General features: G+C 61.9%; 19 protein-coding genes and 1 tRNA gene. 14 read left to right on the forward strand and 6 right to left on the reverse strand.

The window, feature by feature from the left end:
* A partial coding sequence (gene lpxL, locus BN1134_RS04775; protein ID WP_084214710.1) for an LpxL/LpxP family Kdo(2)-lipid IV(A) lauroyl/palmitoleoyl acyltransferase occupies nucleotides 1-779 on the forward strand: 779 nt, incomplete at its 5' end.
* 65 nt (nucleotides 780-844) lie between these two features.
* Here lpxL and BN1134_RS18840 read toward each other — a convergent pair.
* Nucleotides 845-1,735 carry a CYTH domain-containing protein gene (locus tag BN1134_RS18840; RefSeq protein ID WP_084214711.1) on the reverse strand — a complete coding sequence of 297 codons (891 nt, stop codon included), beginning with the start codon at nucleotides 1,733-1,735 and terminating at the stop codon, nucleotides 845-847.
* 160 nt (nucleotides 1,736-1,895) lie between these two features.
* Between BN1134_RS18840 and BN1134_RS04785 the strand changes: the two genes are divergently transcribed.
* Together BN1134_RS04785 and BN1134_RS04790 are read left to right on the forward strand one after the other, a co-directional pair.
* Entirely contained in the window at nucleotides 1,896-2,576 is a 681-nt protein-coding gene (locus tag BN1134_RS04785) for a TIGR00153 family protein (RefSeq protein ID WP_042045548.1), read from the forward strand.
* A gap of 21 nt (nucleotides 2,577-2,597) precedes the next feature.
* Nucleotides 2,598-3,863: an inorganic phosphate transporter gene (locus BN1134_RS04790; RefSeq protein WP_042045551.1), complete on the forward strand. Its 1,266-nt coding sequence runs from the start codon at nucleotides 2,598-2,600 to the stop codon at nucleotides 3,861-3,863.
* Between the two features lie 57 nt (nucleotides 3,864-3,920).
* Here BN1134_RS04790 and BN1134_RS04795 read toward each other — a convergent pair whose 3' ends face one another.
* Entirely contained in the window at nucleotides 3,921-5,159 is a 1,239-nt protein-coding gene (locus BN1134_RS04795; protein ID WP_042045552.1) for a multifunctional CCA addition/repair protein, read from the reverse strand.
* A 121-nt stretch (nucleotides 5,160-5,280) separates the two neighbouring features.
* Here BN1134_RS04795 and BN1134_RS04800 point away from each other — a divergent pair, with 121 nt between their 5' ends.
* The 6 genes from BN1134_RS04800 to ompA all read left to right on the forward strand — a co-directional run bounded on the left by BN1134_RS04800 (nucleotide 5,281) and on the right by ompA (nucleotide 11,272).
* Nucleotides 5,281-6,846 (forward strand): ExeA family protein, encoded by a 1,566-nt coding sequence (locus BN1134_RS04800; protein ID WP_042045553.1) that lies wholly within the window; start codon nucleotides 5,281-5,283, stop codon nucleotides 6,844-6,846.
* The gene (gene gspB, locus BN1134_RS04805; protein ID WP_042045555.1) at nucleotides 6,846-7,541 is read left to right on the forward strand and encodes a type II secretion system assembly factor GspB; all 696 of its coding nucleotides are present in this window, start codon (nucleotides 6,846-6,848) and stop codon (nucleotides 7,539-7,541) included. Before BN1134_RS04800 ends, gspB begins: the two co-directional genes overlap by 1 nt.
* A 48-nt stretch (nucleotides 7,542-7,589) precedes the next feature.
* Nucleotides 7,590-8,666: an A/G-specific adenine glycosylase gene (mutY, locus tag BN1134_RS04810; protein ID WP_042045556.1), complete on the forward strand. Its 1,077-nt coding sequence runs from the start codon at nucleotides 7,590-7,592 to the stop codon at nucleotides 8,664-8,666.
* Nucleotides 8,663-8,935, forward strand: a complete 273-nt coding sequence (locus BN1134_RS04815; RefSeq protein WP_042045557.1) for an oxidative damage protection protein — start codon at nucleotides 8,663-8,665, stop codon at nucleotides 8,933-8,935. Before mutY ends, BN1134_RS04815 begins: the two co-directional genes overlap by 4 nt.
* A 13-nt stretch (nucleotides 8,936-8,948) precedes the next feature.
* Nucleotides 8,949-10,046, forward strand: coding sequence for a membrane-bound lytic murein transglycosylase MltC (gene mltC / locus BN1134_RS04820; protein WP_042045559.1), 1,098 nt, complete (start codon nucleotides 8,949-8,951; stop codon nucleotides 10,044-10,046).
* Between the two features lie 179 nt (nucleotides 10,047-10,225).
* Entirely contained in the window at nucleotides 10,226-11,272 is a 1,047-nt protein-coding gene (ompA, locus tag BN1134_RS04825; protein ID WP_042045563.1) for a porin OmpA, read from the forward strand.
* A 58-nt stretch (nucleotides 11,273-11,330) separates the two neighbouring features.
* Here ompA and BN1134_RS04830 read toward each other — a convergent pair whose 3' ends face one another.
* The 3 genes from BN1134_RS04830 to BN1134_RS04840 are packed head-to-tail and all read right to left on the reverse strand — an operon-like array spanning nucleotide 11,331 to nucleotide 14,804.
* Nucleotides 11,331-11,891, reverse strand: a complete 561-nt coding sequence (locus BN1134_RS04830; protein ID WP_042045564.1) for a PqiC family protein — start codon at nucleotides 11,889-11,891, stop codon at nucleotides 11,331-11,333.
* Entirely contained in the window at nucleotides 11,888-13,537 is a 1,650-nt protein-coding gene (pqiB, locus tag BN1134_RS04835) for an intermembrane transport protein PqiB (RefSeq protein WP_042045566.1), read from the reverse strand. Before pqiB ends, BN1134_RS04830 begins: the two co-directional genes overlap by 4 nt.
* Complete coding sequence (locus BN1134_RS04840; protein ID WP_232300591.1) at nucleotides 13,530-14,804, reverse strand: paraquat-inducible protein A; 1,275 nt, start codon at nucleotides 14,802-14,804, stop codon at nucleotides 13,530-13,532. Before BN1134_RS04840 ends, pqiB begins: the two co-directional genes overlap by 8 nt.
* A gap of 149 nt (nucleotides 14,805-14,953) precedes the next feature.
* Between BN1134_RS04840 and hfq the strand changes: the two genes are divergently transcribed.
* Nucleotides 14,954-15,301 carry an RNA chaperone Hfq gene (gene hfq / locus BN1134_RS04845; protein WP_042045569.1) on the forward strand — a complete coding sequence of 116 codons (348 nt, stop codon included), beginning with the start codon at nucleotides 14,954-14,956 and terminating at the stop codon, nucleotides 15,299-15,301.
* A gap of 124 nt (nucleotides 15,302-15,425) precedes the next feature.
* Here hfq and dapA read toward each other — a convergent pair whose 3' ends face one another.
* Complete coding sequence (gene dapA, locus BN1134_RS04850; RefSeq protein WP_042045571.1) at nucleotides 15,426-16,301, reverse strand: 4-hydroxy-tetrahydrodipicolinate synthase; 876 nt, start codon at nucleotides 16,299-16,301, stop codon at nucleotides 15,426-15,428.
* Between the two features lie 282 nt (nucleotides 16,302-16,583).
* Here dapA and rsmC point away from each other — a divergent pair, with 282 nt between their 5' ends.
* From rsmC to BN1134_RS04870, 4 genes are all read left to right on the forward strand, one after another.
* A complete protein-coding gene (rsmC, locus tag BN1134_RS04855) occupies nucleotides 16,584-17,612 on the forward strand; it encodes a 16S rRNA (guanine(1207)-N(2))-methyltransferase RsmC (RefSeq protein WP_042045573.1) in 1,029 nt (342 codons plus the stop codon).
* A 149-nt stretch (nucleotides 17,613-17,761) separates the two neighbouring features.
* On the forward strand, nucleotides 17,762-18,979 hold the full coding sequence (glgC, locus tag BN1134_RS04860; protein WP_042045575.1) for a glucose-1-phosphate adenylyltransferase: 1,218 nt from the start codon (nucleotides 17,762-17,764) through the stop codon (nucleotides 18,977-18,979).
* Complete coding sequence (glgA, locus tag BN1134_RS04865; RefSeq protein WP_042045577.1) at nucleotides 18,969-20,432, forward strand: glycogen synthase GlgA; 1,464 nt, start codon at nucleotides 18,969-18,971, stop codon at nucleotides 20,430-20,432. Before glgC ends, glgA begins: the two co-directional genes overlap by 11 nt.
* Nucleotides 20,433-20,549: 117 nt before the next feature.
* Nucleotides 20,550-20,635 (forward strand) — tRNA-Leu (locus BN1134_RS04870).
* The last annotated feature ends 67 nt before the right edge of the window (nucleotides 20,636-20,702 follow it).

Consider the following 20,702-nt stretch of genomic DNA (forward strand, 5'->3'; position numbering starts at 1 on the left):
GCCTCGCCATGCGCCTGCTGAAATCCCGGGAACGCATCGCCCGCCGCTCCCTCGAGCTGGCCTTCCCCGAGCTCTCCTCCACCGAGCGGGAACAGCTGCTGGTACGCAACTTCGAGAGCGTCGGCTGCGCCATCTTCGAGGTGGGCATGGCCTGGTTCTGGCCCGACTGGCGGATGCGCGCCCTGATGCGCATCGAAGGGGAGGAGCATGTGCACGCCGCCGTCGAGCAGGGTCAGGGCATGCTGCTGCTCTCCTGCCATTTTCTGACGCTGGAACTCAACGCCCGCTGCTTTGGACTGGTGCGCCCCGGGGTCGGCGTCTATCGCCCTAACACCAACCCGGTGCTCGAGTACGCCCAATACCATGGCCGCTGCAAGTCCAATAAATACTTGGTCGATCGCACCGACGTGAAGGGGATGATCAAGGCGCTGCGTAACGGTGACGCCCTCTGGTACGCCCCGGATCACGACTACGGTCGCCACGCTAGCGTCTTCGTCCCCTTCTTCGGGGTCGAGCAGGCCGCCACCATCACCGGAACGGCGACCCTGGCGCGGGTGAAGAACACCGTCACCCTGCCCTGCTACAACATCCGCGACGAGCACGGCTATGTGCTGCACATCGGCGCCCCGCTGGAAGACTACCCGACCGGGGATGACGTGGCCGATGCCACCCGCAGCAACCAGGTGGTCGAAGCCGCGGTACGCCACGCCCCCGAACAGTACATGTGGCTGCACCGCCGCTTCAAGACGGTGCCGGAGGGGATGCCCCCCCGCTATTGATGCGTATTGATGCCTGCAGCAAAAAGCCCCTCGACGAGGGGCTTTTTTGTCACCAGGCTCTGCGCTTAAGCGCCGTGTAACTGGCGCGAGATGGCCAGCAGGAAGGCGCCGTAGTCGGGCTGGTACAGGCGCGCGGCATCAGGTGAAGCCTCCCAGGCGGCCAGCCAGCGCCGCAGTGGCGCTTGCCAAGCCTGCCCTTGCGCCTGCGCCAGCAAGGCACGGGCCGCCGCCGTGATGCGCGGCGCGGCGCCGTCGACCTGCGCCAGCAGGCAGGCTTCATGATGTTGCAGATCATCGACCAGACCGGCCAGATCGCCTGGCAACGGGGTGCCACGCAATGCCCATGGCGTGCCCTGACCGGCCAGCAGATAACCGCGCTGCGCCTTGGATTGATGGCCGGGACGCAGCCCCCCGAGCGCCAACAGCCGCGCCGCCAGCTCGAACAGGGCGACAGCCGGGCCGGATTTCAGCTCCAGCTCCAGCTCATCGATTGACTCACGCCCGAGCCGCCCCTCTATCTCGCCACGGTCATGGGCCAGCTCGATCTCGGCCCCCTGATACACCACCTGCCATGTGGTGCGCGCAAAATCGGTGCGAAACAGCGGGCTCAAGGCCTGCTGCAAGGCCGCGACATCACACCCTTGTGGCCAGATGGTGGCGGGGAACAGAGCCAGATCCGGCCTGTCGCCACTCACCGGCGCATTATATTCCGGACGGCTGTGCAGCCCGCCGACCCCCTGCCCGCGACACTTGATGGTCTGCTCTGCCTGATCACCCCAGCGACGGATCCGCAACCCCATGTCGAGCCGACGCAATGCCAGATCGGGGGTATCAAAATAACTGTTACCCAAATTATTGATTTTTTGCTCTTTAGCACAGATTTCTTCAATAAAACCAGCGATATCAGCATGAAAATCCGGGTTTAAACAGAATTTAATTTCAATTTCTTGGGTCATGACGCATTCCGGGAGGAGAGAGGCGGGGATGAAGCGGTGAGCATATAATGGCCAGTACGCGATGGCGGGGAATTCACGGTTTTATTGGAACAATAGTTCGGTTACCATGCGCCCCTCACAATAACGTATCGCGTGTTTTTTCACCGACACAGGTTTGGCTATGCCAGTAAATACTATCCTGGGGCTCTTTGCCAAGTCCCCCATCAAGCCGCTGCAGAAGCATATCGCCAAGGTACACACCTGCTGCGAACAGCTCGTCCCCTTCTTCGATGCCGTCGCCGAGGGCAAGTGGGAAGAGGCCGCACAAATCCGCGCCCGCATCTCCCAACTCGAGAAAGAAGCCGACGTGCTCAAGCGCGAGATCCGCCTCAAGCTGCCGCGGGGTCTGTTCATGCCGGTCGCGCGTACCGACCTGCTGGAGCTATTGACCCAGCAGGACAAGATCGCCAACCGCGCCAAGGACATTTCCGGCCGCATGCTTGGCCGTAACATGGAATTCCCCCCCGAGATGCGGGCCGACTTCATGGCCTATCTCAAACGCTGTATCGATGCGACCGCCCAGGCCGAGAAGGCCATCGATGAACTCGATGAACTGCTCGAAACTGGCTTCAAGGGACGTGAAGTCGAACTGGTTGCCGAAATGATCCATCAGCTGGATTTGATCGAGGACGATACGGACACCATGCAGATCGGTCTGCGTCAGAAGCTCCAATCCGTGGAGCAGCAGTACAACCCGATCGATGTCATGTTCCTGTACAAGATCCTTGAATGGGTAGGAGATCTGGCAGATCAGGCCGAGCGCGTCGGCGCCCGCCTCGAACTCATGCTGGCTCGTTCTTAATCCACTGACTGGTAGACACGAATGGATATTATTGCGAACTATGGCACCACCCTGGTGCTCATCGCGGCCGTGTTCGGCTTCCTGATGGCCTGGGGTATCGGTGCCAATGATGTGGCCAACGCCATGGGCACCTCGGTCGGGACCAAGTCACTGACCATCCGTCAGGCCATCATCATCGCCATGATCTTCGAATTCGCCGGCGCCTATCTGGCCGGGGGCGAGGTCACCGCCACCATCCGCAACGGCATCATCGATCCCGGTGCCTTCGTCGATACACCAGATCTGCTGGTGCTCGGCATGATCTCCTCCCTGCTGGCCGCCGGTGCTTGGCTCATCGTCGCCTCCTACTTCGGCTGGCCGGTCTCCACCACCCACTCCATCGTCGGCGCCATCGTCGGCTTCGGCGTGGTCAGCATCGGGCCGGAATCGGTGCAGTGGAGCAAGTTCGGCGGCATCGTCGGCTCCTGGGTCGTGACACCGGCCCTCTCCGGTATCATCGCCTATTTCATGTTCATCAGCGTGCAGAAGCTCATCTTCAACACCGAAGATCCGCTCAGCAACGCCAAGCGCTACGTCCCCTTCTACATGTTCCTCACCTCCCTGGTGATCTGCCTGGTGACCATCAAGAAGGGGCTGACCCACGTCGGCCTGCACCTGACCGATGGGGAAGGGGCCATGCTCTCGGTGCTCATCTCGGTACTGGTGGCGATCGCCGGCTGGCTCTATATCCGCGGCCAACGCTACAACCCGCAGGATGACAGCAAGATGCACTATGCCAACGTCGAGAAGGTGTTCGGCATCCTGATGATCATCACCGCCTGCGCCATGGCCTTTGCCCACGGCTCCAACGACGTGGCCAACGCCATCGGCCCGCTCTCCGCCGTGGCGTCCATCGTGGCGGCCGGCGGCGAGATTGGCGGCAGCTCCCACATCGCATGGTGGATCCTGCCGCTCGGCGGCATCGGCATCGTCATCGGTCTGGCCACCATGGGCGAGAAGGTGATGGCCACCGTCGGCACCGGCATCACCCACCTCACCCCGAGCCGCGGCTTCGCAGCCCAACTGGCGACCGCCGCCACCGTGGTGATCGCCTCCGGCACCGGCCTGCCCATCTCCACCACCCAGACCCTGGTGGGCGCGGTGATGGGGGTCGGTCTGGCCCGCGGCATCGCGGCACTGAACCTCGGCGTGCTGCGCAACATCGTGGTCTCCTGGATCATCACCCTGCCGGCAGGCGCCATCCTCGCCATCATCATCTTCTACGTACTGCGCTTCTTCTTCTCTTAAGCTTCACGCAGCAAAAAGCCCGGGCAGTGCCCGGGCTTTTTTATCTTCAGCGGCGCGTCACGGCAGATCGTAGGTCCACTCGTCGCGCACCCGGCTGATGGCATCCACCCGGCGCTTGGCCAACTGCTCGCGGATCGCCTCCCCCTTGAAACCGGCATCGACGATCGCCTTGACCGGCACCGCCGCCGCGGCCGCCAGCGCCTCGGCCACGTAATCAGGCTGGCTGTAGACCTTCTCCTCAAAGCCGGTGCGCCCGTAAAAATCGGCGCGGCAGGCATCGAGCAACTCGGCAAAACGCTCCGGCCGGCGCCAGGCATCGGCCTTATCGAACACCTTGAGCAGGGTCGATGGCTTGAGCTCGAAGGCGATGTGGATGTGGGTGTGCAGATCGCTCACCAGCAGCGCCAGATCGCGGCAATCGTTGGGCACCCGCAATCGCTCGCACAAGGTGCGGATCAGCGGCAATCCCTTCTGACCATGACCGTGATGGCTCGGCCAAAAGGCAGGCGGCGTCAGCCCCTTGCCAAGATCGTGGCAGAGCGCGGCAAAGCGCACCGTAAGCGCCGGCGAGAGAAGGCAGGCCTGATCGAGCACCAGCATGGTGTGCAAGCCAGTGTCGACCTCCGGGTGCCACTTGGCCGGCGCCGGCACCCCATAGAGGGCATCGACCTCGGGCAGCAGCACCTTGAGGGCGCCGCACTCGTGCAGCACCTCGAAGAAGACTCGCGGGCTGGGGCCAAGCAGCGTCTTCTCCATCTCCTTCCACACCCGCTCCGGGGTCAGGTGGGCCAGCTCACCGGCCGCCGTCATCTGCCGCATCAAGGCCTGCGTCTCAGGGGCGATGGTGAAACCCTGGGCATGGAAGCGGGCAGCAAAACGCGCCACCCGCAGCACCCGCAGCGGATCTTCACAAAACGCCGGCGAGACGTGGCGCAGCACCCTGGCCTCGAGATCGGCCTGACCACCATAGGGGTCGTGCAGCTGGCCATGCTCATCCTCGGCGATGGCGTTGACGGTAAGATCGCGCCGCAGCAGATCTTGCTGCAAGGTCACGTCGGGCGCCGCATGGCAGACAAAGCCGGTGTAGCCGTGGCCCTGCTTGCGCTCGGTGCGGGCCAGGGCATACTCCTCCTGGGTCTTGGGATGCAGAAATACCGGAAAATCGCGGCCCACCTGCTGGTAGCCCAGATCCAGCATCTGCTGCACCGTGGCCCCGACCACCACATGATCCCGATCCCCGCCGGGCAGACCGAGCAAACGGTCGCGGACCGCCCCCCCCACCAGATAGACTTGCAAATCACTCTCCTTCTCGCTTGATGGTGCGATTATACCGATTCTACGGCCAGCGTGACCCGGGTCTTTGACATCCCGAGGCGCGCGTTTTAACCTGCCGGCCAACACAACGGAATGATCCCCTATGTACACCCACTTCTTCGGCCTGGTGGAGGCACCGTTCTCCATCTCGCCCAATCCCAAGTACCTCTATATGAGCGAACGCCATGGAGAGGCACTCGCCCATCTGGTCTACGGCCTGCAAGATGGCGGTGGCTTTGTGCTGCTAACCGGCGAGGTGGGCACCGGCAAGACCACGGTCTCACGCTGCCTGCTGCAACAGTTGCCGCAAGGCACCGAGATCGCCTACATCCTCAACCCCTCGCTGACTGAGCGGGATCTGCTGGCCGCCATCTGCGACGAGTACCACCTCTCTTATGCGCCGGATGCCGGCCTCAAGGTGCTGTTCGATCTCATCCGTGACCATCTACTGGCCAATCTGGCCAACGGCAAGCGCAGCGTGGTGTTGATCGACGAGGCGCAGCACCTGATGCCGGATGTGCTCGAACAGTTGCGGCTGCTCACCAACCTCGAAACCGACGAGAAAAAGCTGTTGCAGGTGGTGCTCATCGGCCAGCCCGAATTGCAGCAGATGCTGCGCCAGCCCCTGCTGCGCCAGCTCGCCCAACGCATCACGGCCCGCTACCACCTGCTGCCGCTGACCCGCAGCGACGTCGACGCCTATGTGCGTTTCCGCCTGCAGATCGCCGGCTGTGTGCAACCTATCTTCAGCGCCAAGGCCGTGACGGTACTGCACCGCCTGAGCGGCGGTATTCCGCGCCTCATCAACCTCATCTGCGATCGCGCCATGCTGGCGGCCTACGCCAGAGGGGAGCACAGGGTCAGTGGCCGTGATATCAGCCAAGCCTCGTTCGAGGTGACCGGCCAGCGCGATGACGGTAGCTGGCTCGGCGGCCTGGCCGTGACCGCCGCCGGCGCCCTGCTGGTGGCCGCCGGCTGGTTCGGCTGGCAGCACTTCGGCGTGTTGCCGGTGCGCCCCGTGGTCAAGGTCGAGGTGCCGGTCACGGTCGATGAAACCCCGGAGCAGCAAGAGCAACTGAGTGAAGCCATCGGCCAGGCCTACGACCCGTCGCAGGCACTACAAAATCTCTATCGGGTCTGGGGCTTTGAGCCCGAGCCGGAAGAGGCCAGTTGCAGCGAGGCCGAGCGGGCCGGGCTGCGCTGCCTAAGTGGCAGCGCCTCGCTCGATGAGGTTGCCAAGATGCAACACCCGGCTCAGATCACCCTCAAGGGGGAGAAGGGAAGCCGCTACTACGCCACCCTGGTCAGCCTCGGCGCCGAGCAGGCTTACCTGCTCATCGGCGAACAGAGCTGGAACGTGGAGCGCGACTGGCTCAACCAACACTGGGATGGGGAGTACACCCTGCTGTGGCGCCTGCCTAAGGGCAGTGCCGTCATCGGTAACGGAGCCGGCCAGCCCCAGGCACAGTGGCTCGAGAACGCCGTCAGCAAGGCCCTCAAGCAGGCCCCGCGCAAGGTGAGCCGTTTCGACGCCGAGCTCAAGCGCAAGGTGGAACAGTTCCAAAAGCGCGCCGGCCTCTCTGCCGACGGCATTGCCGGTGCCAACACCCTGCTGCGCCTCAACATCATCGCCGGTGAGCCGATGCCCACACTCGAGGAGGCCTCCTGATGTCGACCCTGCTCAACGCACTGCGCCGTGCCGAGGCCCCGGCCCAAGCGCCCTTCATCCCGGCCATGGGGCTGTCCAGCCGCCCCGAGCCGACCACGCCACGCTGGATCTGGCCTCTGCTGGCACTCCTGGCCCCGCTGCTCGGCGCCGGTGCCAACTACGGCTGGCACTGGTTCAACAACAAGCCGATCGAGAAGAAGGTGGAGGTAACCCACAAGGTGACGCCGCCCTTCGTGCGGGTCGAGCCCCGCGAGATGGAGACCGAGCCGCTGCCACCGCCCCTGCCCAAGCCGGAGCCGCGCCAGCGCCCGGCGGCGACGGCCCAAGCCCCTTCTCTGCCTGGCTTTGATCTGAGTGGCGTCTCACCCGAGCTGGCACGGCGCTTCGCCCAGGCGGTGGGCAATACGCCGCAGGGGGAGCCAACCCCTCGCAGCGCCCCGCAGCTAGACGGCACACCACCGCTGGCCGCCCTGCCCATGGCGCAGCTGCAACAGGTGCCGCGCCTGAGCTACGGCTCGCACGTCTACTCCTCCAACCCTGCCAAGCGCAGCGTCATCATCAATGGCCGCGAGCTGCATCAGGGGAGCCAGATCGCCCCCGGCGTCACCATAGTCGCCATCGAGCAGGAGCGGCTTATCCTCGACATAGGTGGTCAGCGGGCCAGCCTCAAGGCCTTGCAGGACTGGAACGGTTAACCATCTGGGGGCCCGAGCGGGCCCCCACTCCTTTATCACCCCGACAAGATGGACGGTTTTGTGAATCAAGCGACCTTCGCCAGCCGTGTGCTGGAGTGGTACGAACACTCGGGTCGTAAGACCCTCCCCTGGCAGCAGAACAAGACCCCCTACCGGGTCTGGGTGTCAGAGATCATGCTGCAACAGACCCAGGTGACCACGGTTATTCCCTATTACGAGCGCTTCATGGCCCGCTTTCCTGACGTGCTGGCCCTGGCCGATGCCCCGCTCGACGAGGTGCTGCACCACTGGACCGGCCTTGGCTACTACGCCCGCGCCCGCAACCTGCACAAAGCGGCGCAGCAGATCCGCGACCAGCACGACGGCCTCTTCCCCGAGCACATCGAGCAGGTAATGGCGCTGCCCGGCATCGGACGCTCCACCGCCGGCGCGATTCTCTCTTTCTCCCTCGGCCAACCCCACGCCATCCTCGACGGCAATGTGAAGCGGGTACTCACCCGCTGGCTGGCCCTAGCAGGTTGGCCCGGCCAGAAAGCGGTGGAAAACGCCCTGTGGGAGGTGGCCATCCGCCTCACCCCTTCCCAAGGAGTGCAGCAGTACAACCAGGCCATGATGGACATCGGCGCCACCCTCTGCACCCGCAGCAAGCCAAAGTGCGAACTCTGCCCGGTGCAGGCAGACTGCCAGGGGCGCATGGAGGGAAATCCCACCCGCTACCCCCAGGGCAAGCCGAAGAAGGCCACCCCGGAGCGCACCGGCTTCTTCCTGCTGCTGCGCCATGGCGACAGGGTCTGGCTCGAGCAGCGCCCACCCCAGGGGATCTGGGGCGGCCTCTACTGCTTTCCCCAGTTTGACAATCAGCGCCAGCTTGAGGAGCGGGTGAGCGAGCTCGGGCTGGCCCCGCAGCAACTGCGTGAGCTGGATGGCTTTCGTCACACGTTCAGCCACTTTCATCTCGATATCCGCCCTTTTATGCTGACACTCGCCACACTCCCCCCCGTCGGCATCATGGAAGGGGATAGCGCTCTCTGGTATAACTTACGCCACCCCGACGAGGTGGGACTGGCGGCCGCAACCCAGCGTCTGCTCGCCTACCCTGAACTAGCCACACAGAGGTCCGTATGAGTCGTATCATTTTCTGCCAGCGCCTGAAGAAAGAGGCCCCCGGCCTCGATTTCCAGCTCTATCCGGGTGAGCTCGGCAAGCGCATCTTCGACAACATCAGCAAAGAAGCCTGGGCCGACTGGCAGAAGAAGCAGGTGATGCTGATCAATGAGAAGAAGCTCAACATGATGAACCTCGAACACCGCCAGCTGTTGGAAAAGGAGATGGTGAACTACCTGTTCGAGGGCGCTGACGTCCAGATCGACGGTTACACACCGCCCAGCCAGTGAGTAACGGCCCATCATGATTCGCCTCTTCTGGCTGCTGGCGGCGGCAATGCTGCTGGGAGCCTGCTCCTCCGCCCCGAAGAAACCGGCCGACGATGACGATCTGGTCAACGGCAAAGATGTGCGCGGCTTCGAGCACATGATCAGCGCCCTGGCCCACAACGTGAACGAGATCTGGGGCCGCGAGGCCCTGTTCGCCGGCAAGTTCGACTACGTCAAGTACACGGATCAATATCAGAGCCGCGCCCACATCGACTTCAACGGCGGTCTGGTGCAGATAGAGACCGTCTCGACGCTGGAGCCGCGCCAGCACCTGCGCCGCGCCATCATCGAGACCCTGCTCACCCCGGACGATCCGGCCGAGGTCGATCTCTACTCGGATCGCGAGATAATCCCGGGCAGCGATCCCTTCCTCTATGGTCAGGTGCTCGACAACCAACGCCAGCCGATCCGCTTCAAGTGGCGGGCCGAGCGCTATGCCGATCACCTGCTCAACACCGCGCTGAAAAAGCGCACCCTGGGGATCCGCTCCATCTACTACGTCGACATCCCCATGGTGGCCAACCACGTCGATCGACGCGGCTACAAGTACGCCAACCTGATCCGTCAGGCATCGAGCAAATACGGCGTCCCCGAGAGCCTCATCTATGCGGTGATCAAGACCGAGAGCAGCTTCAACCCCTACGCGGTGAGCAGCTCCAACGCCTATGGCCTGATGCAGGTGATCCCGGCCACCGCCGGCCGCGATGTCTATGTGCGCGTCAAGGGCAAGTATGGTCAGCCGACCCGCGAGGATCTCTTCAACCCGGCCTACAACATCGACATCGGTACCGCCTATCTGCACCTGTTGCAGAGCGTCTACCTGGCCGACATTCAGGATCCGGTATCGCGCCGCTACTCGGTGATCTCCGCCTACAACGGTGGAGCCGGCAGCGTGCTGCGCACCTTTGCCAGCGATCGCAACGCCGCGCCGAGTATCATCAACCAGCTCTCGCCGCAGCAGGTCTATCAAGTGCTGACCGAGCAGCACCCCTCAGCCGAGTCGCGCCGCTATCTCTACAAGGTCAGCCAAGCGGAACGCAGCTTCAAGATGACCCGGTTGCGAGCAGGTTGAGTCACCGATATGCATGCATCAAAGGGGCGCCAAAGGCGCCTCTTTTTTATCCGCAGGGCCCAGTGGAAGCCGCGACCGAGGAAAATTGCGACTACACTTTTTCGGCCCCCCGAAAATGGTCGTGGGCATGCGCCCTCACCCGGCGCAGACAGCAACCAGATGCAATGCAGAGGCAACCTATGAAAAAGACAGTAGTGGCAATCCTGTTGTCGGGTATCTGCGCCGCCTCGGTACAGGCCGCCGGTCAAGACAACACCTGGTATGCCGGCGCCAAAGCCGGCTGGTCCAACTTCTACGGCGTCGATTACGCCAACACGGTGAAGGACAACTTCAGCGTCACCGACGAGAAGAACGATGACTTCGGGGCCGGCGCCTTTGTCGGTTATCAACTGAACCAGAACGTCGGCTTCGAGCTGGGCTATGACTGGCTCGGCCAGTTCAAGTACCAGCTCGATAACGTGAGCGATGACTATCGCGTTCGCTCCCAACTGGCACAGCTCACCATGAAGCTCGGCCTGCCGGTCAGCCCGAGCTGGGATCTCTACACCCGCCTGGGTGGCGCCTATGCCTGGACCGCCAACCGCGATATCCACCAGCACTACAACGGTGGGGCCTTCGTCGCGGCGCTGGGGGCCGAGTACGCCATCGACCGCGACTGGGCCGCCCGCCTCGAGTATCAGTACACCACGCCGCTTGGTAAGGATCACGACGATGATACTCATGTACAGTTCGACAATGGCCTGCTCTCGCTCGGTATTCTCTATCGTTTCGGGCAAGCCGCCCCTGTGGTCGCGGCCCCCCTGCCAGCACCTGCGCCGGCTCCCCAGGTGGTCGACAAGCAGTTCACCCTGAGCGCCGACGTGCTGTTTGACTTTAACAAGCACACCCTCAAGCCAGAAGGGTATACCGCCCTCGATTCGCTGTATGAACAGCTCAAGGCGGAACGGCCGAAAGATGGTACCGCCACCGTGATCGGTTATACCGACCGTCTCGGCGCCGATGCCTACAACCAGAGCCTGTCCGAGAAGCGGGCCCAGAGCGTGGCCAGCTATCTGGTCAGCAAGGGGCTGCCGGCCGACAAGGTCGCCGTCGAAGGACGGGGCAAGGCCTCGCCGGTCACGGGGGAGAGCTGCACCAGCCGCAACCGTAAGGAGCTGATCGTCTGCCTGGCCCCGGATCGCCGGGTCGAGGTACACGTGCAAGGGGTGGCAGAAGCCCAGCAGTAATCCATTGACGACAAAAAAGCCGGGCTTTCGCCCGGCTTTTTCATGCACACCCTTAGCGTCAGTGGCGGGCCACCTCATGGGCGATCCCATCCAGCACCTTACCCCAGCCGAGCGAAAGCTCACCCACCAGGGCGTTGTAACCATCGGCAGGCAGAGCTCGTTCCTCACGGAAAGGGCGATCCAGCAGCACCTTGCCATCGGGCGCGGTCAGACGCCAGCGCCCACTCACCACCGCCTTGCCATCAAAGCGGCCGCCAAACTGCTGGATCCGGATGGCGAGGCGGTTCCCCTCGCCCCCCTCTTCACGCACCACCCAGCCCGGCAGGCGGGCACTGAGCCCCTCTAGGCTGAACTGTTCGAGCTGGTTATCCAGGGTGCCCGCCCAGCGATGACGCTCGGCAAACTGCAACTCCTGCCCTTGCAGCTCATAGACCAGATTGATGCTGTCAATCTGATCGGAGAGCACCAGCGGGGCAAACCGCAATTCATGCTGCGGCACGCCACCACTGGCGGTCGTGCCGGCCCCCTGGGTCAGGCTGTAGTAGTGGATGGCCGGCGGCGTGCTACCACAGGCCATCAGCCCAAGGGCCAGTAACAGGATGAAGGGGCGACGGATCATTGGGCACCTCGCTTGGGCTCGGGGTCAGGACGATAGTTGCGATCGAAGATCAGTGCGCTCGGCTGTTCGTTGAGTGAACGCACCAGCGGCTGTAGCTCGCGCATCATCTGGTTCAAACTCTGAATCGACTTTTGCAATTCACGGTGGGTGCGCGAGTCGCCGTCATAGCCCTGCAACGTCTGCTGCAACTGCTGCAAACTCTGGTTGAGCGAGGCCGGGATCTGCTGGGTCTGGGGCTCGCCGGTCAGCTTGTCCAGATTGTTGCTCACCGCCCGCACGCTACTGAGTGTCTTCTCCAGGGTGGCCAGGGTCTGATTGACCTGGGTCAGGGTGGTCTCGATATCCATGTCGGCAAACTTGTCGAGGATCTTGTTCACCTTGCGCTCTATCTGATCCAACCCGGCGCTGACGCTCGGGAAGACCGGCGTTTTCTTGATGGTCTGGGCCACGTAGCTCGGCACCTCGCTATAGAAGTTGAGATCGATGATCTTGCCACCGGTCAACAGGTTGGAGGTTTTCAGGCTGGCACGCAGCCCCTGCTTGAACTGCTCTTCAAAGAAGCTCTTCCACTTGTCGTGATCGGCGTCGGCGTAACGCTGACTCAACCGCTGCACCTCGATACGGGCCAGCACGGGAATGGAGCGCTGATTGAAGGTGCTGTAGATCTTGTCGTCCAGAATATAGGGAGCCGAAATAACGGTGCCCACCCGGATGCCGCGATACTCCACCGCCGAGCCCGGATGCAGACCGGCCAGGCTGTCTTCAAACAGGAACACATAGTTGATGTACTGATCGAGGTTCCCCTCCAGCACGCTGGCCTGATCCTTGAATAGGGTGAAGCTGCTGCTGTCCGCCACCGGATCACCGACACTCCAGCCATCGGGCAGCCCCATGGTGATGCCCCCATCAAGTAGCGTTTCTAACGAGTCCATCTTCACCTTCATCCCGTCGCTGCTGAGGGAAACCTCGAAGCCTGGGGTCATCCAGAAACGGCTGTTACTGCTCACCAGGGTGTCATAGGGTGCTTTGACGAAGATCTGATACTCCATCATGGCCTTCTCCGGCAGGAAGTTGACCTTCTCCACCTGACCGATGCCAAAGCCCTGATACTGGATGGGGGAGCCTACCCCGAGCGCTCGGGTCTCGCGGCTGGTCAGCGTCAGGTGCAACCCCTTCTGACCGAGCGAGGAAAGCGGCGGCGTCTCCTGGATCTGGTAGTGATCCTGGGCGCGCCCCTTCTTGCCCGGCGAGAGCTCGATGTAGGAGCCAGAGAGCAGGGTGCCGAGGCCCGAGATCCCCTCACGCCCCACCCGCGGCTTGACGACCCAGAACAGGCTGTCTTCGCGCAGCATATCGGCGGCCTGCTTGTTGATCCGGGCCAGCAGGATGGCGTGGCTGAAGTCCTCGCTCAACTCAACGCTCTCCACCCGCCCCACATCTACCTCGCGCGAGCGGATCGGCGTCTTACCCGCTACGATGCCTTCGGCCCGCTCCACGGTCAGGGTGACCAGGGGCCCCTGCTGATACCAGTGCTGCAACAGCATCCAGCCCCCGATCAGCAGCGCCGCCAGTGGCACCATCCAGATGGCGGCGGCCGAGCTCATGAAATCGGAGCCGGCTTTCCAGCGCAACTTGCGTTCACTCAAGTGTTTGTTCTCCTTCTTGCAGATCCCAGATCAGACGCGGATCGAACGTCATCGCCGCCACCATGGTGATGATCACCACACCAGCGAAGGAGACGGCGGCCGGTCCCGGATAGATGGTCATCAGATTGTCGAGGCGGATGAGGCCGGCCAGGATGGCCACCACAAACACATCGATCATCGACCAGCGCCCGACAAATTCGGTAAGACGATAGAGTTTGAGCTTGGCCAACGGTGAGTGGGCCTTGCCGGCCCCCACCTGCCAGCACAGCCAGAACAGGGCGATCAGCTTAGCCAGCGGCACCATGACGCTGGCGATGAAGATCACCGCCGCGATCGGATAGGAGCCGAGCGCCCACAACAGCACCACCCCGCCGAGAATGGTCGAAGGGCTGTCATCGCCGAGAAACACGGTGTCCATGATGGGGTATATATTGGCCGGAATATAGAGAATGGCGGAGGTGATGAGCAGCGCCAGGGTGCGCTGCAACCCGCCCGGCTTGCGACTGTGCAGGCGATCGCCGCAGCGCTGGCACCGAGCGTCCCCCTCCTGGTTGAGCGCTCCACAGATATGGCAGCCAACCAACCCAGCCTCCCGGGCGGTCGCTGCACCTTGCTCGGGCAGGGCCACCTCGACGTGGCCAAACAACTGCTGCCACAACCAATGGGTATCGAGGCTGGAGATGGTCAGCACCAGCATGATGGAGTAGCCGACGAAGGCCCAGAAACCGAGCCCCATCGAGACATCCGCCATCCCCATCAGCTTGACCAGCGAGATGAGTACCCCGATGAGGAACACGTCCACCATCAACCAGGGGCGGATCCGGCACAGCAGGCGCCCGAGTGAACGCATGGCGTGGGGATGCAGTGACTTGTCCAGCCGCCACACCACCAGCATGACCGAGCCAATGTAGACCAGCGGAAAACCGATCAGGGTGACACTCAGCACCACGGCCAGAAACAGATAACCCGCATCCACCAGGGTCGTGATGGTTTGCAGGAAGGTCATCTCCCGACCCAGCCCGTGGCTGGAAAACGCCATGAAGGTAAAGCTGTTGCACAGCACAAACATCACCAGAGTGGCCAGGCCAAAGGCCAGCGGACGAACCCGGGAGTGAGGCAGATGACGGGCCTGCAGATGCCCGCAGCGTGAACACGCAAGCGACTCCCCCTCGGCCAGCTCGGTCGCCGGGATCAGCAGATCACATTCGCCACAGGCGCAGGCATCGTGCCGATAGGAGGTCGGGGAAACGGATGGATCAACAGACAAGGAGAGCCTCTGCATTCAGGCACAATTCAAGAGAGAGGATTATTGCAGTCCTGCGGCCGCCAGACCAGCCCACCGAGAATGGCTTTGACAAGGCACAGGCCATTTTGCACAATCAGACGCCACCTCATTTTTCCGCGGGACAATAACTTATGACAACTGAATCCCCCAGCTACGCCACTATCGAGCAGGCTTTCTCGCTCGGCAACGGTCAGGACTCCGCCCTCAACTGGCTGCGCAAGAACCGCAGTCAGGTCGCCATCTTCCTGGTCAGTGGTATCAAGCTGGAAGGCACCATCAGCGGATTTGACCAATACAGCGTGCTGCTCACCGACGCCCACGGCAACCAGCAGCTGGTCTACAAGGCCAAGATTTCGACCATCGCCATGCACACCGGCCGCCCGCAGGTGAACATCCAACGCGCCCGCAAGCCGCGCGTCTCGATGGGCCAACGCCCTTACGGCGGCCCCTCCCGCAACGACGAAAACAACGAACAGTAAGTCACGCAAGCCTCGACCACCCGATTGTCCCGCTGGTCGTCTGCGACACTAACTGTCTGCCATCGGGTGACCGCCTGCTGGTAATGCAACAAGGGCCGCTTTCGCGGCCCTTGTGCTATCTGCATCAGTCAATCAACGCCAGCGCCTGCATGGCCTGACGGATACGGGAGCGGGTGGCCTCCGAGAGCGGCATCACCGGCAGGCGGCACTCTTCGGTACAGAACCCGAGCAGAGAAGCGGCATACTTGGCGCCGGCCGGGCTCGGCTCGGCAAACATGGCCTGATGCAGCGGGATCAGGCGATCTTGCAGCTCACGCGCTTCGTCCCAACGGCCGGCCAGGGTCAGGTTCTGCACTTCGGCCACCAGCTTGGGGGCCACGTTGGCAGTGACCGAGATACAACCGGTGCCGCCACCAATGTTGTAGGCCACCGCGGTCGCATCCTCACCGGAAAGCCAGGTAAACGGCTTTTTGATCAGCTGGCGCTCAGTCCAGGGGCGGGAGAGATCACCGGTGGCATCCTTCACACCGACGATACGCGGCAACTCGGCCAGCCTGGCCATGGTCTGCGGCTGGATGTCGACAATGGCGCGCGGCGGAATGTTGTAGAGGATGATCGGCAGCTCGGTGGCATCGTGCACCGCCTTGAAGTGGTGGTAGAGCCCCTCCTGATTCGGCCGGTTGTAGTAACCCGCCACATGCAAGGTGCCATCGGCCCCCGCCTGCTGGGCGTGACGGGTGTACTCGATCGCCTCAACCGGGTTATTCGAGCCGGCACCGGCAATAACCGGGATACGGCCAGCCACTTGCTTGACCACCAGTTCGATAAGCCGGCAGTGCTCGTCATGACTCAGGGTCGGGCTCTCCCCCGTGGTGCCCACCGGCACAATGCCATGGGTTCCCTGCTCCACATGCCACTCGACCAGGCGCTGCAACGCCTCTTCATCCAGCCGGCCGTCCCGAAACGGGGTGATCAGGGCAACAATCGATCCTTGAAACATGAAGACTCCTCGCTCTGTCTGCATTTTGAAATACAAAACAAAACCCCGGTTCACCTGAGGCGCAACCGGGGTCTATTCAAAAACGGGACTCGGGGATTACGCGCAGACGAAAGCTGGCCCGAATTTCTTCGGTGCCTGGGCAGATTTTCGTTTCAGCGCTTTGCCGTACATCACCCGATCCTGCATAAAAATGTCTCATCGCATCTTTTGGGAAGCGGCCCTAAATGTCAATAGCGACGGGACATGTATAATACGTGCCCCACCGATTTCAGGAGAGAGCCCATGTCCAGACTCAGCAACGTCAGCGAAATGCTGCAGCGTAACCTGGAACTGTTTGCCGGAAAACGCCTGCTGGTCTGCGGCCTGCTGGAAGATAGCCTGCCACAGCTATTGCTGGCGCATGTTGAGCAGCTCACCGTCTTTACCACCGATTACGCCTATTACCGCCAGTACAGCGCCACGCTCGGCGAGCACCTGCAATTTGGCCACTGTCTGGAAAGTGATGCGCAGCATGACGCCCTGCTGCTGCTGCTGCCCAAGGCCAAGCAGGAGGCGCAGTACCTGCTGGCCATGTGTGCGCCTAAGCTGCTTCCAAACGCCGATCTGCTGCTGGCCGGCGACAATCGCGGCGGGATCAACGGGGCCGACAAGCTGCTCGCCCCCTATGGCGACAAGCCGCTCAAACGCGATTCGGCGCGGCGCGCCTCGCTCTATCACGGGGCGTTGGAACGCGACGTGCCCCCCTTTACGCTCCAGCAGTGGGTCGGTCACTACCAATACGAACTGGGTGGGGAGCTGTTGCATGTTCATGCACTTCCTGGTGTGTTCAGCGCCGCCGAACTCGATCAGGGTTCGCGGTTACTGCTCGATCATCTGCCATCGCTTGCCGGACGCACCCTGGACTTTGGCTGTGGCGCCGGTGTACTCAGCGCCGCCATCGCCAAACGCCATCCAAACGTGAATATGGAGCTGGTCGACATTAACGCGCTGGCCCTCGAGTCCAGCCGGCTGACCCTGGCGGCCAATGGGGTGAAAGGGGAGGTCTATCCTTCCGACGTCTACTCCGATATCAGCGGCCCATTTGCTCACATTATCTCCAACCCTCCCTTCCATGCGGGGCTCAACACCTTCTACGCCGCCACCGAGCAATTTCTCGAATCAGCCCCCGGCCACCTCGTCAAGGGGGGAGATCTGACGATTGTGGCCAACGCCTTCTTGCGTTATCAACCTATACTGGAACGTGGTTTTGGACGGGTGGAGACAGTCGCCGATGATCGTAAATTTCGGGTATACCGCTGCCGCCGACAATAATGACAACACAATCACTGATTGATTTTGGTTCAGTTCAGGTCAGTACAGTTACAGTCCAGACCATCCTAAATTGCCCCGAGAGGGGTAATTTTTGCACTTCCAATGAAACCCTTTTCAACGAAATGAAAACTTAAATGGAGTGAATAGATATGGCCGGACTACTCGCCATGGTATTGGCTGGCGGCGAAGGAACTCGCTTGCAGCCGCTGACCACCACCCGCAGCAAACCCTCTGTTCCGTTCGGTGGCAGTTACCGGCTCATCGACTTCGTACTCAACAACTTCGTCAATGCCGACTTCCTGCGCATCTATGTGCTGACCCAGTTCAAATCCCAGTCCCTCTATCTGCACATGAAGAAGGGCTGGAATATCGCCGGCATCACGGATCGCTTCATCGATCCGATCCCAGCCCAGATGCGCATGGGCAAACGCTGGTATGACGGCACCGCCGACGCCATCTATCAGAACCTGCGCTTCATCGAGATGTCCGATCCCGACCATGTCGCCATCTTTGGCTCCGATCACATCTACAAGATGGACGTGAGCCAGATGGTGGCCTTCCACAAGCAGAAGCAGGCCGCCATGACGGTCGCCGCCATCCGCATGCCGATCCACGAGGCCTGCGCCTTCGGCGTCATCGAGGTCGACACCGAAGGGCGCATGGTGGGCTTTGAAGAAAAACCCAAGCACCCCAAGCCCATTCCCGGTGAGCCGGAGTGGGCACTGGTCTCGATGGGCAACTACATCTTCGAGACCCAGACCCTCTACCGCGAACTCAAGGTGGATGCCGCCAACGATCACTCCAGCCATGACTTTGGCAAGGACATCATTCCGGCCCTGTTCCCCCGCGCCCCCGTCTATGTCTACGACTACAGCACCAACATCATTCCCGGCGAGTCCTCCAACGTCTATTGGCGCGACGTGGGTACCCTGGATGCCTATTGGCAGGCACACATGGATCTGGTGGCCGATGAGCCCCCCTTCTCGCTCTACAACCGCAAATGGCCGCTGCACACCTATTACCCGCCGCTGCCGCCAGCCACCTTCATCGACACCGAGCACTGCAAGGTCAAGATTGCCAACGCGCTCATCGCAGGAGGAAGCCTGATCCAGGGCAGCAATATCCAGCGCAGCGTGCTCGGCTTTCATTGCAATGTGGGGCCTTGCAGCCACATCAGTGAATCGGTGCTGATCGGTGATGTGAAGATCGGTGAGGGGTGCACCATTCGGCGCGCGATCATAGACCGGAATGTCGAAATTGCACCCGGCACCGTGATCGGGGAGAATCTGGAACATGACAGAGAACGTTTTACCGTCTCCGAGGGCGGTATTGTCGTGGTCCCCAAAGGAGCAAGAGTTGGTTACTGACCCCCTGAAGATCCTGTTTGTTGCATCGGAAGTGGAAGGGTTTGCCAAGACGGGAGGGCTGGCCGACGTCGCGCGGGCCCTGCCATTGAGTCTTGCTGAACGCGGGCATGAGGTGATTGTGGTCATGCCCTATTACAAGACCATGAAGCACAGGGAGAAAGCGACACTGATCGCCTCCTCCCAGCTGCCCGCCGCGGCCAGCGAGCCCTTGCCCTACAACATTTTCAGCCTACAAAGTGAAGGGCTCACGCTCTATCTTATCGACTGCCCACGCTATTTTGAGCGCGAGCAGCTCTATGCCGAGAACAATCACGCCTACGACGATAACGGTGCCCGCTTCGCCTTCTTCTGCGCCGCGGCCCTGCATGCCTGCGAGGTGACCCATTTTCGGCCCGATATCGTGCACTGCAATGACTGGCATACGGGGCTCGTCCCCATGCTGCTGCGCACCCGTTATGCGGCCAGCCCGACCTTTGCCGGCACCCGCAGCGTACTCAGCATCCACAATGCGGCCTTTCAGGGGATTTTTGACCGGCAGCAGTTGTGGGCGGTCCCCGAGGTGCTCGAGCAGATCCACCGCCTCGGGTTGCTGGATCTCTCCACCATCAACTTCCTCAAGTGCGGTGTCGCCTTTGCCGACAAGATCAATGCGGTCAGCCCCAACTACGCCCAGGAGTTGCTGACCCACCTAGGAGCCCACGGCATGGCCCAGGTCTTCCAGACCCGGCAGGCCGATCTGTGCGGCATTCTCAACGGCTGCGACTACCGCGACTGGGATCCGGCCAATGATCACTATCTGCCCGCCACCTACAGCGTCGATGACCTCGCCGGTAAGGCGGTGTGCCGCCGTCAGCTGCAACAGGAGCTGGGACTGCCGGAAGAGCCGGTCGCCATCTATGGCATGGTCTGCCGCCTCACCGAGCAGAAAGGGGTTCCCCTACTGCTGCCCGCACTCGAGAAATTTCTGCACCACCGAGTTCAAGTCGTGGTCGTGGGCACCGGCGATCCCCTGCTGGCCCAACAGCTGACTCAGCTGGCGGCCCGCTATCCGCAGCGACTGGTGTTTCTCAACACCTACGATAACCGCTTGGCCCACCTGGTCGAGGCGGGCGCCGACTTCTTCCTGATGCCCTCCCTGTTCGAGCCATGCGGCCTGAACCAGATGTACAGCCTGGCCTACGGCACGCTGCCACTGGTGCGGGCGGTCGGTGGCCTCAAGGATACCGTGGTCGATCTCGATAAAGACCCACAGCGGGCCACCGGTTTCAGCTTTGTCGAGCCCAACTCGGGAGCCCTGCTTGATGCGATGCGCCGCAGTTTGCTGTTTTTCCTGCAAGAACCCGAGGACTTTGCCCGTGTGCAACGCAATGCCATGCAGACCCGTTTCTGCTGGGAAACATCGGTCAAAGAGTACGAGTCCATGTATCGCACCGCGCTGGCCGAACCGTCCTAATCATGGATCGGGCAAGTTTTGAACCATTGAGGCAAAACTTGCCCCGCGTTCGCATAAAGTCGCCTCTTTGCTGTTGACGGCAAAGCAAAACTCTATAGAATGCCCCTCCGCAGCGATGCGAAGGTGGCGGAATTGGTAGACGCGCTAGCTTCAGGTGTTAGTGTCCCCCGGACGTGAGGGTTCAAGTCCCTCTCTTCGCACCATGACTGCCATGCCAGGTCGAGGCATGTGAATAAAACGACGACACAATGTGCGAAGGTGGCGGAATTG

It is taken from the genome of Aeromonas simiae (genome assembly GCF_000820125.1).
Classification (GTDB): Bacteria; Pseudomonadota; Gammaproteobacteria; order Enterobacterales; family Aeromonadaceae; genus Aeromonas; species Aeromonas simiae.

What these genes read in the sequence shown, in the direction of transcription:
- hfq (WP_042045569.1), top strand. Translation starts at nt 14,954, where the DNA reads ATGACAACTGAATCCCCCAGCTACGCCACTATCGAGCAGGCTTTCTCG.
- rsmC (WP_042045573.1), top strand. Translation starts at nt 16,584, where the DNA reads ATGTCCAGACTCAGCAACGTCAGCGAAATGCTGCAGCGTAACCTGGAA.
- dapA (WP_042045571.1), bottom strand. Translation starts at nt 16,301, where the DNA reads ATGTTTCAAGGATCGATTGTTGCCCTGATCACCCCGTTTCGGGACGGC.
- glgC (WP_042045575.1), top strand. Translation starts at nt 17,762, where the DNA reads ATGGCCGGACTACTCGCCATGGTATTGGCTGGCGGCGAAGGAACTCGC.
- BN1134_RS04800 (WP_042045553.1), top strand. Translation starts at nt 5,281, where the DNA reads ATGTACACCCACTTCTTCGGCCTGGTGGAGGCACCGTTCTCCATCTCG.
- mutY (WP_042045556.1), top strand. Translation starts at nt 7,590, where the DNA reads ATGGACGGTTTTGTGAATCAAGCGACCTTCGCCAGCCGTGTGCTGGAG.
- BN1134_RS04815 (WP_042045557.1), top strand. Translation starts at nt 8,663, where the DNA reads ATGAGTCGTATCATTTTCTGCCAGCGCCTGAAGAAAGAGGCCCCCGGC.
- BN1134_RS04790 (WP_042045551.1), top strand. Translation starts at nt 2,598, where the DNA reads ATGGATATTATTGCGAACTATGGCACCACCCTGGTGCTCATCGCGGCC.
- mltC (WP_042045559.1), top strand. Translation starts at nt 8,949, where the DNA reads ATGATTCGCCTCTTCTGGCTGCTGGCGGCGGCAATGCTGCTGGGAGCC.
- gspB (WP_042045555.1), top strand. Translation starts at nt 6,846, where the DNA reads ATGTCGACCCTGCTCAACGCACTGCGCCGTGCCGAGGCCCCGGCCCAA.
- BN1134_RS04830 (WP_042045564.1), bottom strand. Translation starts at nt 11,891, where the DNA reads ATGATCCGTCGCCCCTTCATCCTGTTACTGGCCCTTGGGCTGATGGCC.
- BN1134_RS04785 (WP_042045548.1), top strand. Translation starts at nt 1,896, where the DNA reads ATGCCAGTAAATACTATCCTGGGGCTCTTTGCCAAGTCCCCCATCAAG.
- BN1134_RS18840 (WP_084214711.1), bottom strand. Translation starts at nt 1,735, where the DNA reads ATGACCCAAGAAATTGAAATTAAATTCTGTTTAAACCCGGATTTTCAT.
- ompA (WP_042045563.1), top strand. Translation starts at nt 10,226, where the DNA reads ATGAAAAAGACAGTAGTGGCAATCCTGTTGTCGGGTATCTGCGCCGCC.